This is a genomic window from Streptomyces sp. B5E4, from assembly GCF_039871555.1.
Taxonomy (GTDB): Bacteria; Actinomycetota; Actinomycetes; order Streptomycetales; family Streptomycetaceae; genus Streptomyces.
The window spans coordinates 261,691-275,708 of sequence record NZ_JBDPMI010000001.1; the positions used below are offsets into that span (position 1 = coordinate 261,691).

Below are 14,018 nucleotides of genomic sequence, written 5' to 3' on the forward strand. Positions count from 1 at the left end.
GAGTCGAGCCCCCTGGTCAGCCTGCGGGGCGTGGGTAAGAGCTATCGCGCCGTGACGGCGCTGGCCGCCGTGGACCTGGACATCGCACCGGGCGAGGTGCACTGCCTCGCCGGCGAGAACGGCGCCGGAAAGTCCACCCTGATCAAGGTGCTGACCGGCGCGGTGGCCCGCGACGGCGGCGCGTACCGGGTGCTCGGCCGCGAGATGCGCACGCACGTCACCCCCGCGGAGGCGCGCGCCGCCGGCATCGGCGTGGTGTATCAGGAGCTGAGCCTGATGCCCGAGCTGACCGTGGCGAGCAACCTGAGCATGTTCGGGATGCCCGGTCGGGCCGGCTGGGTCGACCGCCGCCGGCAGCGCGCGCAGGCCGGGGAGATGCTGGCCCGCGTCGGCCTGGCCGATCTGGACCCCCGCACGCGCGTGTCGGAACTGACCACCGCCACCCGGCAGTTGGTCGAGATCGCCCGGGTCCTCGGCCACGACGCGCGGCTCGTCGTCTTCGACGAGCCGACCACCGCGCTGTCCGCGCAGGAGGCGGACGCCCTGCTGGCCCGCATCGCCACGCTGCGGGACGAGGGCGTCTCGGTCCTGTACGTCACCCACCGGCTGGAGGAGATGTTCGCCGTCGGCGACCGGGTGACGGTGCTGCGCGACGGCCGGGTGGTCGAGACCCGGCCGATGTCGGACTACGACGAGGACTCCCTCGTGCAGTCGATGGTCGGCCGCCGGATCGAGAACCTGTACCCCGGCGAGCGCCCGGACCCCGGCGACGTACGGCTGGAACTGCGCGGCCTCCGGCCCGCCGGCTTCCCCGCGCCGGTGGACCTGACCGTACGCCGCGGCGAAGTCGTCGGCCTGGCCGGGCTGCTCGGCTCCGGGCGCACCGAACTGCTGCGGGCCGTCTTCGGCGCCGACCCGGTGCTCGGCGGCGAGATCCTGGTCGACGGCCGCCGGGTCGGCGCCACCTCCCCGCGCGCCGCCGCACGGGCCGGGCTCGGGCTGCTGCCCGAGGACCGCAAGGAGTCCGGGCTGCTGCCGGGCCTGAGCATCGAGAAGAACGTGGCCATCGCCAGCCTGCCGCGCACCGGCACCTTCGGTGTCCTGCGCCGCCGCCGGATGCGCGAGCACGTCACCGCCGCCTCCGCGGGTCTGCGCATCAAGCTCGGCGACTGGAGCGACCCGGTCTCCTCGCTCTCCGGCGGCAACCAGCAGAAGACGCTGGTCGCCCGGTGGCGGGCCACCGGCGCCAAGGTGCTGCTGCTCGACGAGCCCACGAAGGGCGTCGACGTCGGCTCCAAGGCCGACATCTACCAGGTGATCGCCGAACTGGCCGCGGACGGCCTGGCGATCGTGGTCGTCTCCTCCTACCTCCCCGAACTGCTGGGCCTGTGCGACCGCGTCGAAGTGGTGCGCCAGCGCCGGCTGGTGGGCTCGCTGCCCGCCGCGGAGGCCACCGAGGAGGCCGTGCTGCGGCTGGCGAGCCCCGTGGGCCCGGCGGCCGCCGCCCCCGCCGAACCTTCCGCACCGTCCCTGGAGAACCGATGACCGACCTCGCCAGAGCCACCGCCCCCGCCGCCGGCGGCGGCACATCCAAGGGCATCCGGTTCGGCAAACGCCCCGCCCGGCAGCCCGCCGACAGGGAGATCCTGCGCCTGGGCCAGGTGCTGGGCCGGACCTCCGGCGGCATCCCCGTGCTGCTGGTGCTGGCCTTCGCCCTGACCATGTCCACCGAGTCGTTCCTCACCGGCACCAACCTGGACAACCTCGGCCGGCAGGTGTCCATCTTCGCGATCATCGCCGTCGGCCAGCTCATCGTCATCCTCACCGCGGGCATCGACCTGTCCGTCGGCTCGGTCGTCGGCCTGTCCGGCATCGTCGCCGCCAAGGTGGTCTACGACACCGGCGGCGGACTGCCCCTCGTGGGCGCGGTGCTCCTCGCGCTGCTCGTCGGCGCCGCCGCCGGGCTGATCAACGGCGTGCTGGTGGCGTTCCTCAAGATGCCGCCGTTCATCGTGACGCTCGGCATGATGGGCGCCGCCCGCGGCGCGACCCTGCTGCTCAGCGACGGCCGCACCGTGCAGCCGCTGCCCGACGGCTTCGCCGAGATCGGCGGCGGCAGCCTGCTGGGCATCTCCCATCTGACCTGGCTGATGGTGCTCATCACGGTGTTCTTCGCGCTGCTGCTGCGCCGCACCGTCTGGGGCGAGTACGTCTACGCCGTCGGCTCCAGCGCCGAGTCCGCCCGGCTGACGGGCGTGCCCGTACGCCGCGTGCTCGTCAGCGCGTACGTGCTGTCCGGCACCCTGGCCGCCGCGGCCGGCGTGCTCCTCGCCTCCCGCCTCGGCAACGGCGTGCCGACCTCCGGCAACGGCTACGAACTCCAGGCCATCGCCGCCTGCGTGATCGGCGGCGCCAGCCTCTTCGGCGCCAAGGGCAGCGCGCTCGGCGCGCTCGTCGGCGCGCTGGTCGTCGGCATGCTCAACAACGGCGGCACGCTGCTGGGCATCGACCCCTTCTGGCTGCAGATCGTCATCGGCGTGCTGATCCTCGCCGCCGTCGCCACCGAGCACGTCCACAACCTGCGCCGCGGCGGCAAGGCCAAGCCGGTGGCCGACGGGCAGCCGCCGGGAGGACCGGAACAGCCGGGCGGGCCGGGACCGGCGGGCGGCACGGCGCAACCGGATACGGGGACCGCGGGCAACGAGACTGCCGGGGAGCCGACCCCGACGAAACGAGCGGCACCATGATCATCGCGCACGATCTCGGCACCACCGGTGACAAGGCCTCGCTGCACGCCGACGACGGCACCCCGGTGGCCGCCCTGACCGAGCACTACGGCACCGACTTCCGCGCCGGCGGGGTCGCCGAGCAGGACCCCGAGGTGTGGTGGCGGGCTGTGTGCGCCGCCACCCGGCGGCTGCTGGAGCACACCGGCGTACGCCCCGCGGAGGTCGCCGCCGTCGGGTTCAGCGGCCAGATGATGGGCGCGGTGCTGCTCGACTCCGCGTACCGGCCGGTGCGGCCCTCGCTGATCTGGGCCGACCACCGCAGCCAGGAGCAGGCCGACCGGCTGATCGCCGCGCTGGGTGCCGAGCGGGCGTACCGCCTGCTCGGCCACCAGCTCCACCCCACCTACTCCCTGACCAAGGTGATGTGGGTACGCGACCACGAGCCGGAGACCTTCGCCCGGGTGGCCCACGTCTGCCTGGCCAAGGACTACGTCGTGCACCGGCTGACCGGCGTGCTGGCCACCGACCGCTCCGACGCCTCCAGCACCAACGCCTACGACCAGCCCGCCGGCGCCTGGTCCGCCGAGGTGCTGGCCGCGGCCGGCATCGACCCCGCGCTCTTCCCCGAGATCGTGCCGTCCACCACCGTCGCGGGACCGCTGCTCCCCGAAGCCGCGGAGGCCACCGGGCTGGCCGCCGGCACCCCCGTCGTCCTCGGCGGCGGCGACGGCCCGCTGGCCGCCCTGGGCGCCGGGGTCATCGACCCCGCCGACGGCGCGTACACCTACCTCGGCTCGTCCTCCTGGGTCTCGCTCTCCGCGGAACGGCCGCTGCACGACCCGCGGATGCGCACCATGACCTTCGACCACGTCGTCCCGGGACGCTACGTGCCGACCGCGACCATGCAGGCGGGCGGCGCGTCGCTGGACTGGGTGGCGGAGGTGCTCCGTCCCGGCCAGGGCGGGGACCGCTTCCCCGACCTGCTCGCCGCGGCGGCCGACGCCGACACCGCGGGCCTGTACTTCCTGCCGCATCTGCTCGGCGAGCGCTCCCCCTACTGGAACGCCGCCGCGGCCGGCGCGTTCCTCGGCCTGACCCGCCACCACCAGGAGGCCCACCTGACCCGCGCGGTGCTGGAGGGCGTGGCGTTCAACCTCGCCACCTGCGTCGGCGCGTTCCGCGAGGCCGGGCACCCGGTCGACCGGGTGGACGCGATCGGCGGCGGCGCGGCCAGCGACCTGTGGCTGCAGATCCTCGCCGACGTCTGGGGCGCCACCGTGCGCCGCCGCAGCATCGTCGAGGAGGCCAACAGCCTGGGCGCCGCCGTCACCGCGGGCGTCGGCGCGGGCCTCGTCGACGGCTTCGCCGTCGCCCGCGACCTGTCCGAGGTCACCGCCGAGTTCACCCCGGACCCCGGACGGCACGCCGACTACCGGCGGCGGCACGCGCTGTTCCTGGAGGCGTACGAGCGGCTGGAACCGTGGTTCGCGAAGGAGAAGCGATGAGCGGGAGCACCAGAAGTACGGCCGGCACGGCACCCGTGGTGCTGGTGACCTCGCGGTCCTTCGGCAGCGGCACCGCGCCCGTCGAGGACGAACTCGCCGCCGCCGGGCTGCGCGTGGTGCGCGGCTCCACCGTCCACGACCCGGCCGAGCTGGCCCCGGTGCTGGCCGGCGCCGTCGCCTGGATCGCCGGCACCGCGCCGGTCACCGACGCCCATCTGGCCGCCGCGCCGGGGCTCAAGGTCCTCGCGCGCTACGGCGTCGGCGTCGACAGCGTCGACCTGGCCGCCGCCGCCCGCCGCGGCGTCACCGTCACCCACACTCCCGCCGCGAACAGCGACGCCGTCGCCGACCTGGGCCTCGCGCTGCTCCTCGCCGCGCTGCGCGGCGTCGCCGCCGGCGACCGGGCGGTGCGCGCCGGGTCCTGGCAGCCGCGCCGCGGCCGGGAGCTGGGCACCCTCACGCTCGGCGTCGTCGGCCTCGGCCGGGTCGGGCGCGGGGTGGCGCGGCGCGCCGCCGGGTTCGGCACGGAGGTGCTGGGGCACGACCCGTACCTGGACCCGGTGGTCTTCGAGGTGCTGGGCGTCCGGCGGACGCCGCTCGCGGAACTTGCCGGGCGGTGCGATGCGGTGAGCCTGCACGCCCCCGGCGGCACCCGGGTGGTCGACGAGCGGTGGCTCGCCGGGGCCAGGCCGGGGCTGATCGTCGTCAACACGGCGCGGGCCGACCTCGTCGACGAGCACGCCGTCGCCGCGGCGCTGCGGGACGGCAGGCTGGCCGCGTACGCCGCCGACACCCTCACGGGCGAGGGCGGCGCCGCCGCCGAAAGCCCGCTGCTGGCCGCGGAGTTCGCCGACCGGGTGGTCCTCACCCCGCACCTGGGCGCGCAGACCGTCGAGGCGGTGGACCGGATGGGCGCGGGTGCCGTACGGGCCGTCCTCGACGTGCTCGCCGGCCGCGTGCCCGCGCACCCCGTACCCCTGCCCGTACCCGCCACCGAAGAGAGCGCACCGTGACCACCCAGCAGCCCTCCGCCGACCCCGCCGACCCCGCCGCGCCCCCGTCCCCGCTCGCCGGCCTGCGCCGCGCCGGCGTCGTCGCCGTCCTCCGCGCGCCCACGCCGGACGGCGCGCTGGCCGCGGTGGCGGCGCTGGTCGACGGCGGCGTCACCGGCATCGAGATCACGTACTCCACGCCCGATGCGCCCGCGGTCATCGCCGAGGTACGCGCCCGCCACCCCGAGGCGCTGGTGGGCGCGGGCACCGTCCTCACCCCCGCGCAGGCCGCCGCCGCGGCCGACGCCGGCTCGGCGTTCCTGGTCAGCCCCGGTACCACGCCGGAACTGGCCGCCGCCATGCTGGACACGGGCCTGCCCGTGCTCTGCGGCGCCCTGACCCCCAGCGAGGTCATGACCGCCACCGCGCTCGGCGTGCACGCGGTCAAGGTCTTCCCCGCCTCCCTCGGCGGTCCCGGCTATCTCCGCGCGCTGCGCGGCCCCTTCCCGGACGTGCCGCTGGTGCCGACCGGCGGGGTGTCCGCCGGGAACCTGGCGGAGTGGTTCGGCGCCGGCGCGCTGGCCGTCGGGGCGGGCGGCGAACTGGCCTCCGCGGCGCACATCGCCGCCGGGCGCTGGGATGCGCTGACCGAACGGGCCCGGGCGTTCGCCGCGGCGCTGGCGAAGGTCCGCCGGGGGACGTCCGACGCGGCCGGCCCGGGTGCGGAGGCGGTCCGTTGAGCACACCGACCGGCACCGCCACCGCTGCGGACACCGCGGCCATGGCCTTCGTCGGCGTCAGCACCGGCGAGTCGTCCATCATGCGGATCTTCCCCGAGTGGGCCCGCCTCCTCGGCCTGCCCACCGCCCGGCTCGTCGGCTTCGACCTGCCGCCGGACGCGGAACCCGCCCGCTACCGGGCGGTCGCCGAGCGGATCAGACGCGACCCGCTGCTCCTCGGCGCGCTGATCACCACGCACAAGATAGGTGTGTACCGGGCGGCCGCCGACCTCTTCGACGAGCTGGACGACTTCGCCAGGCTCTGCGGCGAGGTGTCCTCCGTCTCCAAGCGGGACGGCCGCTTCGTCGGCCACGCCAAGGACCCGCTGACCGCGGGCCTGGCCATCGAGGAGTTCCTCGCGCCCGGCCACTTCGCCGCCACCGGCGGCGAGTTGCTGTGCCTGGGCGCCGGCGGCGCCGGCACCGCGATCGGCTACTACCTCGCCCGCCGCCCCGACGCCCCCGCCCGCATCGTCTGCACCGACCGCTCCGCCGACCGGCTCGCCGAGCTGGCCGACGTGCTCCGGCGCGGCGGCGCGGACCCCGCCCGGCTGCGTACCGTCGTCACCGAGGGCCACGCCGACGACCTGCTCGCGGCGGCACCGCCCGGCACCCTCGTCGTCAACGCCACCGGGCTGGGCAAGGACCGGCCGGGATCGCCGCTCTCGCCCGCGGCGCGCTTCCCGCGCGGGGCCGTGGCGTGGGAGCTGAATTACCGGGGCGCGCTGCCCTTCCTGCACGCGGCCCGCGGCCAGGCCGCGGAGCGGGACCTCGACGTCGTCGACGGCTGGCGGTACTTCATCCACGGCTGGTCCCAGGTGATAGCGGAGGTGTTCGGCCTGACCCTGGACGCCGCGACCGTCGACCGGCTCTCCGCCGCCGCCGAGGCCGTACGGTGAGCGTCCGCACCGTCCTCGGCGACCTGCCCGCGGACCGGCTCGGGCGGACCGACTACCACGAGCACCTCTTCCAGGTCTCGCCGCTGCTGCCCGGCGACGAGCTGGACGACGAGGCGCGCAGCGGGCAGGAGGCCGCGTACCTGCGGGCGGCCGGCTTCACGGCGATGATCGAGGCGACCCCGGTGGGCCTGGGCCGCGACCCGGCGGGCGTCGCCCGTATCGCGCGGGCGACGGGGCTGCACATCGTGCACACCACCGGCGCCCACCGCGAGCCGCACTACGCGCCGGGACACCCGCTGCTCGCCATGGCGGAGGCGGAGCTGGCCGCGCTGTTCACCGCGGAACTCACCGACGGCATGTACGCGGACGCGGACCTGACGGTACGGACCGGGCCCGCCGTCCGCGCCGGGATCGTCAAGGCCGGCGCCGGGTACTGGTCGGTGTCCCCGTTCGAGCACCGGGTGCTCGCGGCGGCCGGCGCCGCCCACCGGGCCACCGGGGCGCCGGTGATGGTGCATCTGGAGTACGGCAGCGCGGCGTTCGAGGTGCTGGCGGAGCTGGCCGGACACGGGGTGCCGGCGCACCGCGTCGTTCTCGCGCACGCCGATCGCAACCCCGACCCCGGGCTGCACGCGGAGCTCTGCGCGGCCGGGGCGTACCTCGGCTACGACGGCGTGGCCCGGCACCGCAACCACCCCGACTCCACCGTGCTGGCCTGCCTGCTGGCCACCGCGGAACGCGCGGGCCCGGACCGGCTCGTCCTCGGCGGCGACGTGGCCCGCCGCAGCCGTTACCGCGCCTACGGCGGCATGCCGGGCCTCGACTATCTGCCGCGCCGCTTCCTTCCGCGCGTCGCGGCCGGGGGCGGCGACGCGCTGGCCGACGCCGTCACGGTGGCCAACCCGGCGCGGCTGCTGGACTGGGCCGGCTGATCCGGCGCCCGCCCCACCGGGCTGGGCGCAACCTGAGACGGGATCAGAGCCCGGAGACGGCTCGCCGGTACGGGTTCGCGCGCGGAGCAGGGCGGACGCGGCGTTCAGTCCGCGGTGGCGATGCGGTCCAGCCACTCGGTGAGCAGGGCGCGTTCGGGGTCGGTCAGGGAGGTGGTCTGCGGGAGGGCGGCGCGCAGTGCGACCGCGTGGCCGACCACTCCGCCGCCGTCCGGCTGTGTGCGCCGGGGGGGATCGGTGGTGACGGTGGCGATGACCGACTCCCGGGCGAGGACCGAGAGGGACATGTCGCGCGTATTCTCGGGCTGCGAGATCAGCGTGAGCGTCACGCCACGCCCGGTGGAGTGGACGAGGAAGGCGGCCCGGTCCTCGCTCATCCGCAGACGCCCCGCTGCGGCGATGCGACTGATCATGCCGGCCAGGACCGCGGATGCCTCCCGTGCGGCCGAGGGCTCGGTGCCGGGCCGCTGGTCGCCGTAGATCAGGGTGTAGAACGCGGGGTTGGCCAGGCCGAAGCCGACGTGGAGATCCCATCCGCGGCGCAGGTCCGCCACCGGGTCGTCGGTCGGCTGTCCGGCGGTCTTGCTGCGCAGGTAATCCGCGAAGCCGTGGCTCGCGACGGCGTCCAGCAGTCCCTGCTTGTCCCCGAAGATGCGGTAGATGGCCGGGGCCTGGACGCCGGCCGCCGCGCTGACCGCACGGGTCGACACGGCGTCCCCGCCGCCCTCGGCGAGCAGGGCGGCGGCCGCCTCGATGATGCGGTCGCGATTGTTCCTCGTCTCCATGTTTCCAACGTTAACAGAAAAATGCTATCAATTATCTCGCCCCTCGGGGTCGCCTACGCCGGCGGCTCGCTCTGGATGGGCGCGCTCGGCGGGCAGCGGCTCTGGCAACTGCCGGTCGACGGCCCCCGGGCGGCCGGCGATCCGATCGCCCATTACGTCGGCGAGTACGGCCCCATCCGGACGGTCGGAACCGCGCCCGACGGCTCGCTGTGGATCACGACGTCGAACACCGACGGAGCCACCTGGGGCGGCACCGAGCCCCGGCCCGGCGACGATCGCATCCTGCGGATCGTCCTCTCCTAGCGGAAGCCCGGGATCCGTGCCGGTGCCGCCTCGCGGTGGAGGGGACCGGCGGTCCCGGACAGGCGGAGCCCGTGGTGCCCGTGGCGCAGCAGGAGTATTTCGGCCGCGATGGAGACCGCCGTCTCCGCCGGGTCGGCGCCGCCGAGGTCGAGTCCCACGGGGGAGCTGAGCCGCGCCAGCCGGCCGGCGGGAAGTCCCGCCGCCCGCAGTGCCGCGATGCGCTGGGCCACGCTGCGCCGGGAGCCCATGGCGCCGACGTAGGCCAGATCCGTCTCCAGGGCGGCCGTGAGCAGCGGTATGTCGAACTTCGGATCGTGCGTCAGCGAGACGACCACGGTGCGGTCGTCGATGCGCCGCTTCTCGGCTTCGTCGGCGAAATGGCGGTGCGGCCAGTTCACGACGACCTCGTCGGCGTCCGGGAAGCGCTCCGGGGTGGTGAACACGGGGCGGGCGTCGCAGACCGTGACGCGGTAGCCGAGCAAGGCGCCCTGGCGGGCGAGAGCCGAGGCGAACTCGCCCGCACCGTAGATCAGCATGCGGGGCGGGGGAGCAAGGCAGTTGACGAAGATCCGCGGGCCGTGCGCGCAATCCGCTCCGGCCGCACCGGGGCGGACGGTGGCGGAGCGGTTCTGGGCCAGCAGCCGGCGGGCCGCCGAGGCCGTCTGCGCGTCGAGGACGGGGCTGCCGGTGCTGCCCGCCGCGCCGTCGGCCCAGCAGACCAGGTGGCCCCCCGGTCGTGCTTCCGGCCACGACGGGTCGGCTTCGACGACGGTCGCCAGGGCGACGGGAGTCGCGGATCTCAGGTGCCCGAGGAGGACGTTCAGTTCGGGAAAGGACCGCCGGTCGACGCGCTCGACGAGGACCTCGATGGTGCCGCCGCACGTCAGACCGACGGCCCCGGCGTCGGAGTCGGCCACTCCGTAGCGTTCGAGCACGGCGGTGCCGTCCGCGACGGCCTGCTGGGCCAGGTCGTGGACGGCGCCCTCGACGCAACCGCCGGAGATGCTGCCGGTGACCCCGCCGTCCGGGGCGCAGATCATGATCGCTCCGGGCCTCCGCGGGGCGGAGCCGAAGGTGGACACGACCGTGGCCAGTCCGCACGGGGTGCCCGCCTCCCACAGCCGGTGCAGTCGCTCCCACAGGGCGTTCACCGTGTGCGCGCCCCTCACAGCAGCTTGTCCGGGGTGATGGGCAGGGCGCGGATCCGGCGCCCGGTGGCGTGGTAGACGGCGTTGCCGATCGCCGCCGTCATCCCGGTCCCCGGGGTCTCGCCGAAGCCGCGTGCCCCCAGTGCCTCCTGCTGTACAGGGTCGGGTTCGTCGAGGAACACCGTCTGGATGCGGGGGATGTCGGCGTTGACGGGCACCAGATAGCCGGAGAGGTTCGGATGGACGACCCGGGCCCGGTGGGGGTCGACCAGGGTGTGCTCGGTGAGGGCGAAGCCGACCGCGCAGACGGCGCCGCCGAGGGCCTGGCTGCGCAGGGTTCTGCGGTTGAGGACGCGGCCGGCGTCGTACGCCCCGGCCATGCGGGTCACCCTGACCCGCCCGGTCCTGGGATCGACGCGCACCTCGGCGAATTCCGCGCCGACCGAGTAGCCGGGAGGGATGGGCACGGGGTCGGTGGTGGCCTCGACCGCTCTGCCGTGCCGGGCGAGGACGGTACGGATGCGTTCCCGGCGCCGGGGTTCGCCGGTCACGTACAGGATCCCGTCCCCCGCGGTGACCTGCTCGGCCGCGACACCGTGCAGGGGGGAGCGGGGGTCGGCGACCGCGATGCCGATCAGCGATCGGCGGGCAGCGGTGCAGGCCCGGGCGACGGCGGCCCCCACGCCGGGGACGGTGGCGGACGCGACGGACATGAAGGCGAAGGGATAGTCGGTGTCGCCCAGTTCGAAGCCGACGTCGTCCAGGTCCAGACCCAGGGTCTGCGCGGCGATCTGGGTCATGACCGTGTAGGTCCCGGTGCCGATGTCGTGGGTGCCGGCCTGGACCACCGCCCGCCCCGCGGTGGAGAGGACCACCCGGGCGCCGGCGCCCGGCCTGCCGCCCGTCGTGTGCGCCGCGGTGGCCATGCCCCAGCCGATCAGGGTGCTGCCGTCGCGCATCGACCGCGGACGCGGATCGCGTTCGCTCCAGCGGAACATGGCCGCTCCGCGCCGGTAGCACTCGATGAGGTGCCTGCTGCCGAACGGTTCGCCGGTCTCGGGGTCGACGGCCGTGTGGTTGCGCAGCCTGAGTTCGACGGGGTCCATGTCCAGCGCGTAGCTCAGTTCGTCGAGGGCCGACTCCAGCCCGAAGGAGCCGACGGACTCCGGTGGCCGCATGAAGCTCGGCGCGGACAGGTCGAGCCGGACCGCCCGCTGGGCGACGTGCACGTGGGGGCAGGCGTACAGCACGCGGGTGGAGTGGCTGGTGGAGAAGATGCCCTGCTCGGTGCGGGTGACCTGGTGGGTGCTGACATGGTCGATGGCGGTCAGGGTGCCGTCCCGCCTGGCTCCGATCCGCAGGCGCTGGTGGGCTTCGCCGCGGTGCCCGTTGGAGGTGAAGGTCTGGGCGCGGGAGAGCACCAGCTTCACCGGGCGCCCCAGCTCCCGGGCGACGGCGGCGGTGAGCAGGGTGTGCGGCCAGACCGGGCCCTTGGCGCCGAAGCCCCCGCCCAGGAACGGCGAGAGCACACGCACGTTGCCGAGGGGGAGGTCCTCAAGCGCCTCGGAGACGCAGATCCTGGTGGCGTGGCCGCCCTGGGCGGACTCGTACACCGTCACCCGGCCGCCGTCCCAGACCGCGGTCGTCGTGGACGGTTCGAGGGGATTGTGGTGGTGCATGGGCGTGGTGTACGTGACGTCGACGCTGACGTCGGCGTCGGCCAGCCCTGCCGCCACGTCCCCGCGGGTCGTCTCGTTGGGGCCCGCCAGGCCGGGCGGAGGCACGAAGGCGTCGTCGAGCGCGTCGGCGACGGCGGAGCGGGGCCGGCGGGTGTCGTAGGAGACGTCGATGAGCGTGGCGGCGTGCTGGGCCTGCTCCAGTGTCCCGGCGACGACGTAGGCCACGGGCTGCCCGCTGTGGTGGATGTCCGTCTCCTGGAGGGGGATGGAGCTCTTGAGGTAGCTGAGGTACGTCGGCCGCGTGAGGCGCGGCATGTTCCGGTGGGTGAAGACGGCGACCACCCCGGCCGAGCGCTCGGCCTCTTCGGTGTCGATGCCGGTGATCCGACCGCGGGCGACGGTGCTCGTCGCGAGGAAGCCGTGCAGCGTCCCGCCGACCACGGCATCCGCGGCGTAGGTGGCCGTGCCGGTGACCTTGGCGCGACCGTCGATCCGGGGAACGGGACTGCCTACGATCCGGCTCATCGGTCGCCTCCCAGGGCGTCGAGGACGTCGGCGAGGGCGCGCTGCACCAGCTCGACCTTGAATCCGTTGTGCTCGCGCGGCTCGGCGCCGCGCACCAGATGCCGGCCGGCCGCGGCGACCGCGGCGCCGGTCAACGGCCGGCCGCGCAGGGCGTCCTCGGCCGCGGCCGAGCGCCACGGACGGGGCGCGACCCCGCCGAAGGCGAGCCGGACGTCGGTCACCACCCCCTCCCGGAAGGCCAGCGCGGCTGCCACGGAGACCACGGCGAACTCGAACGAGGCCCGGTCGCGCAGCTTCAGATACCGGGAGGTGCGGGCCGCGGGGGAGAAGGGAACCTCGACCCCGGTGATGATCTCGCCGCGGCGCAGGGCGGTTTCCCGGTGCGGGGTGGAGCCGGGCAGGAGGTGGAGGTCGGCCAGTGCGATCGAGCGCCGGCCCGCGGGTCCGAGGGTGAGCACGAGGGCGTCCACAGCGGTGAGTGCGACCGCCAGATCGGAGGGGTGCACGGCGATGCAGTGGGAACTGCCGCCGAGGATCGCGTGCCGGCGGTTCTGCCCGTCGATGGCGGGGCAGCCGCTGCCGGGCATGCGCCGGTTGCACGGGCTGCCGCTGTCCCGGTAGTACCCGCAGCGGGTGCGCTGCATGAGGTTGCCGCCGATCGTGGCACGGTTGCGCACCTGGGGGGACGCCGAGGCGAGCAGAGCCTGGGAGACCGCCGGGAAGCGTTCGCGGACCACCGGGTGATCTGCGACCGTCTGCATCCGGGCGGTGGCCCCGATGTGCAGCCGTCCGCCGCGCAGTTCGACGCCGGAGAGGGGGAGACCGCCCACGTCCACGACCAGGTCGGGAGCGAGGACGCCGTCCTTCATCAGGTTCGTCAGCTCGGTGCCCCCGGCGATGAACGCCGCTGCGTCGCGGGAGGCGACCAGGCCGGCGGCCTCGGACGGGCCCGAGGCGCGTACGTAGTCGAAGGGCTTCATCGTCCGGCCCTCCTGGCCGCGTCCCGCACGGCGTCGACGATGTTCGGATAGCAGCCGCAACGGCACAGGTTTCCGCTCATGTGCTCCCGGATCTCGTCGTCGGACCGGGCGTGGCCCTCGTCGATGCAGGCGACGGCGGAGAGAATCTGCCCGGGGGTGCAGAATCCGCACTGGAAGGCGTCCCGCCGGATGAAGGCCGCCTGCACGGGGTGGAGTTCGTCCCCGTCGGCCAGGCCCTCGATCGTCATGATCTCCCGGCCGTCCTCCATGACGGCGAGCGTCAGACAGGACGAGACACGGCGGCCCTCGACGAGGACCGTGCAGGCGCCGCACTCTCCCCGGTCGCAGCCCTTCTTCGTGCCGGTGAGCCCCAGCCGCTCGCGTAACGCGTCCAGGAGGGTGACCCGGGGCTCGACGGTGACCCGGTGCGCCTCGCCGTTGACGCGGAGCGTGATCTCGGCCGTCGGGTCCGGGGGAGCGGTGGCCCCGGCTTCCCCGGCGGCCGCGACCGCGGGGGCGGTCATGCCGCCCGCCGCGACCAGCTCGGTGGCGGCGACGCCGCCTGCTTTGAGCACGCTGCGGCGGCTGTGCCCGGCGGTGGTGATGTGCTCGTGCTCGGACATATGTCTGCATCTCCTGGATCGCCCCGACACGCTGTTTCCGTGGATAACGGAAGCATGTTAACGTCGGAACGGTCAAGGTGATAACTCAGAACTGTTTACATTGATACCGCCGTCGCGCGAG

The 14,018-nt window shown here is 74.7% G+C and carries 13 protein-coding genes; 8 read left to right on the plus strand and 5 right to left on the minus strand.

All coding sequences use genetic code 11. The annotated features are described in order from the left end of the window. Positions 1-30 precede the first annotated feature (30 nt). Genes ABGA99_RS01030 through ABGA99_RS01060 form a run of 7 tightly spaced genes read left to right on the plus strand, consistent with a single transcriptional unit; the run spans position 31 to position 7,836 of the window. A complete protein-coding gene (locus ABGA99_RS01030) occupies positions 31-1,545 on the plus strand; it encodes a sugar ABC transporter ATP-binding protein (protein ID WP_347581948.1) in 1,515 nt (504 codons plus the stop codon). Further along, complete coding sequence (locus tag ABGA99_RS01035) at positions 1,542-2,747, plus strand: ABC transporter permease (RefSeq protein WP_347578917.1); 1,206 nt, start codon at positions 1,542-1,544, stop codon at positions 2,745-2,747. Before ABGA99_RS01030 ends, ABGA99_RS01035 begins: the two co-directional genes overlap by 4 nt. After that, the gene (gene xylB, locus ABGA99_RS01040; RefSeq protein ID WP_347581949.1) at positions 2,744-4,234 is read left to right on the plus strand and encodes a xylulokinase; all 1,491 of its coding nucleotides are present in this window, start codon (positions 2,744-2,746) and stop codon (positions 4,232-4,234) included. Before ABGA99_RS01035 ends, xylB begins: the two co-directional genes overlap by 4 nt. Then, positions 4,231-5,247, plus strand: coding sequence for an NAD(P)-dependent oxidoreductase (locus ABGA99_RS01045; RefSeq protein WP_347581950.1), 1,017 nt, complete (start codon positions 4,231-4,233; stop codon positions 5,245-5,247). The genes xylB and ABGA99_RS01045 overlap by 4 nt, the downstream gene beginning before the upstream one ends. Further along, positions 5,244-5,966, plus strand: coding sequence for a bifunctional 4-hydroxy-2-oxoglutarate aldolase/2-dehydro-3-deoxy-phosphogluconate aldolase (locus ABGA99_RS01050; RefSeq protein ID WP_347581951.1), 723 nt, complete (start codon positions 5,244-5,246; stop codon positions 5,964-5,966). Before ABGA99_RS01045 ends, ABGA99_RS01050 begins: the two co-directional genes overlap by 4 nt. Continuing rightward, on the plus strand, positions 5,963-6,904 hold the full coding sequence (locus ABGA99_RS01055; protein WP_347581952.1) for a shikimate dehydrogenase: 942 nt from the start codon (positions 5,963-5,965) through the stop codon (positions 6,902-6,904). The genes ABGA99_RS01050 and ABGA99_RS01055 overlap by 4 nt, the downstream gene beginning before the upstream one ends. Next, positions 6,901-7,836: an aryldialkylphosphatase gene (locus ABGA99_RS01060; RefSeq protein WP_347578922.1), complete on the plus strand. Its 936-nt coding sequence runs from the start codon at positions 6,901-6,903 to the stop codon at positions 7,834-7,836. Before ABGA99_RS01055 ends, ABGA99_RS01060 begins: the two co-directional genes overlap by 4 nt. Before the next feature lie 104 nt (positions 7,837-7,940). On the opposite strand, the gene ABGA99_RS01065 is transcribed toward ABGA99_RS01060, so the two are convergent. Further along, positions 7,941-8,639, minus strand: coding sequence for a TetR/AcrR family transcriptional regulator (locus tag ABGA99_RS01065; protein WP_347581953.1), 699 nt, complete (start codon positions 8,637-8,639; stop codon positions 7,941-7,943). Between the two features lie 21 nt (positions 8,640-8,660). Here ABGA99_RS01065 and ABGA99_RS01070 point away from each other — a divergent pair, with 21 nt between their 5' ends. Beyond that, positions 8,661-8,942, plus strand: a complete 282-nt coding sequence (locus ABGA99_RS01070; protein ID WP_347581954.1) for a hypothetical protein — start codon at positions 8,661-8,663, stop codon at positions 8,940-8,942. Here the strand turns inward: ABGA99_RS01070 and ABGA99_RS01075 are convergent. Genes ABGA99_RS01075 through ABGA99_RS01090 form a run of 4 tightly spaced genes read right to left on the minus strand, consistent with a single transcriptional unit; the run spans position 8,939 to position 13,897 of the window. Then, positions 8,939-10,093 carry an XdhC/CoxI family protein gene (locus ABGA99_RS01075; protein ID WP_347578925.1) on the minus strand — a complete coding sequence of 385 codons (1,155 nt, stop codon included), beginning with the start codon at positions 10,091-10,093 and terminating at the stop codon, positions 8,939-8,941. The genes ABGA99_RS01070 and ABGA99_RS01075 overlap by 4 nt on opposite strands. A 14-nt stretch (positions 10,094-10,107) precedes the next feature. Beyond that, on the minus strand, positions 10,108-12,294 hold the full coding sequence (locus ABGA99_RS01080; RefSeq protein ID WP_347581955.1) for a xanthine dehydrogenase family protein molybdopterin-binding subunit: 2,187 nt from the start codon (positions 12,292-12,294) through the stop codon (positions 10,108-10,110). Then, positions 12,291-13,274: a xanthine dehydrogenase family protein subunit M gene (locus ABGA99_RS01085; RefSeq protein WP_347578927.1), complete on the minus strand. Its 984-nt coding sequence runs from the start codon at positions 13,272-13,274 to the stop codon at positions 12,291-12,293. The genes ABGA99_RS01080 and ABGA99_RS01085 overlap by 4 nt, the downstream gene beginning before the upstream one ends. After that, positions 13,271-13,897 (minus strand): (2Fe-2S)-binding protein, encoded by a 627-nt coding sequence (locus tag ABGA99_RS01090; protein WP_347578928.1) that lies wholly within the window; start codon positions 13,895-13,897, stop codon positions 13,271-13,273. Before ABGA99_RS01090 ends, ABGA99_RS01085 begins: the two co-directional genes overlap by 4 nt. Positions 13,898-14,018 lie beyond the last annotated feature (121 nt).

Excerpts from the sequence above, each read along its gene's own strand:
- ABGA99_RS01035 (WP_347578917.1), top strand. The coding sequence starts at position 1,542 with ATGACCGACCTCGCCAGAGCCACCGCCCCCGCCGCCGGCGGCGGCACA.
- xylB (WP_347581949.1), top strand. The coding sequence starts at position 2,744 with ATGATCATCGCGCACGATCTCGGCACCACCGGTGACAAGGCCTCGCTG.
- ABGA99_RS01045 (WP_347581950.1), top strand. The coding sequence starts at position 4,231 with ATGAGCGGGAGCACCAGAAGTACGGCCGGCACGGCACCCGTGGTGCTG.
- ABGA99_RS01065 (WP_347581953.1), bottom strand. The coding sequence starts at position 8,639 with ATGGAGACGAGGAACAATCGCGACCGCATCATCGAGGCGGCCGCCGCC.
- ABGA99_RS01070 (WP_347581954.1), top strand. The coding sequence starts at position 8,661 with ATGCTATCAATTATCTCGCCCCTCGGGGTCGCCTACGCCGGCGGCTCG.
- ABGA99_RS01080 (WP_347581955.1), bottom strand. The coding sequence starts at position 12,294 with ATGAGCCGGATCGTAGGCAGTCCCGTTCCCCGGATCGACGGTCGCGCC.
- ABGA99_RS01085 (WP_347578927.1), bottom strand. The coding sequence starts at position 13,274 with ATGAAGCCCTTCGACTACGTACGCGCCTCGGGCCCGTCCGAGGCCGCC.
- ABGA99_RS01090 (WP_347578928.1), bottom strand. The coding sequence starts at position 13,897 with ATGTCCGAGCACGAGCACATCACCACCGCCGGGCACAGCCGCCGCAGC.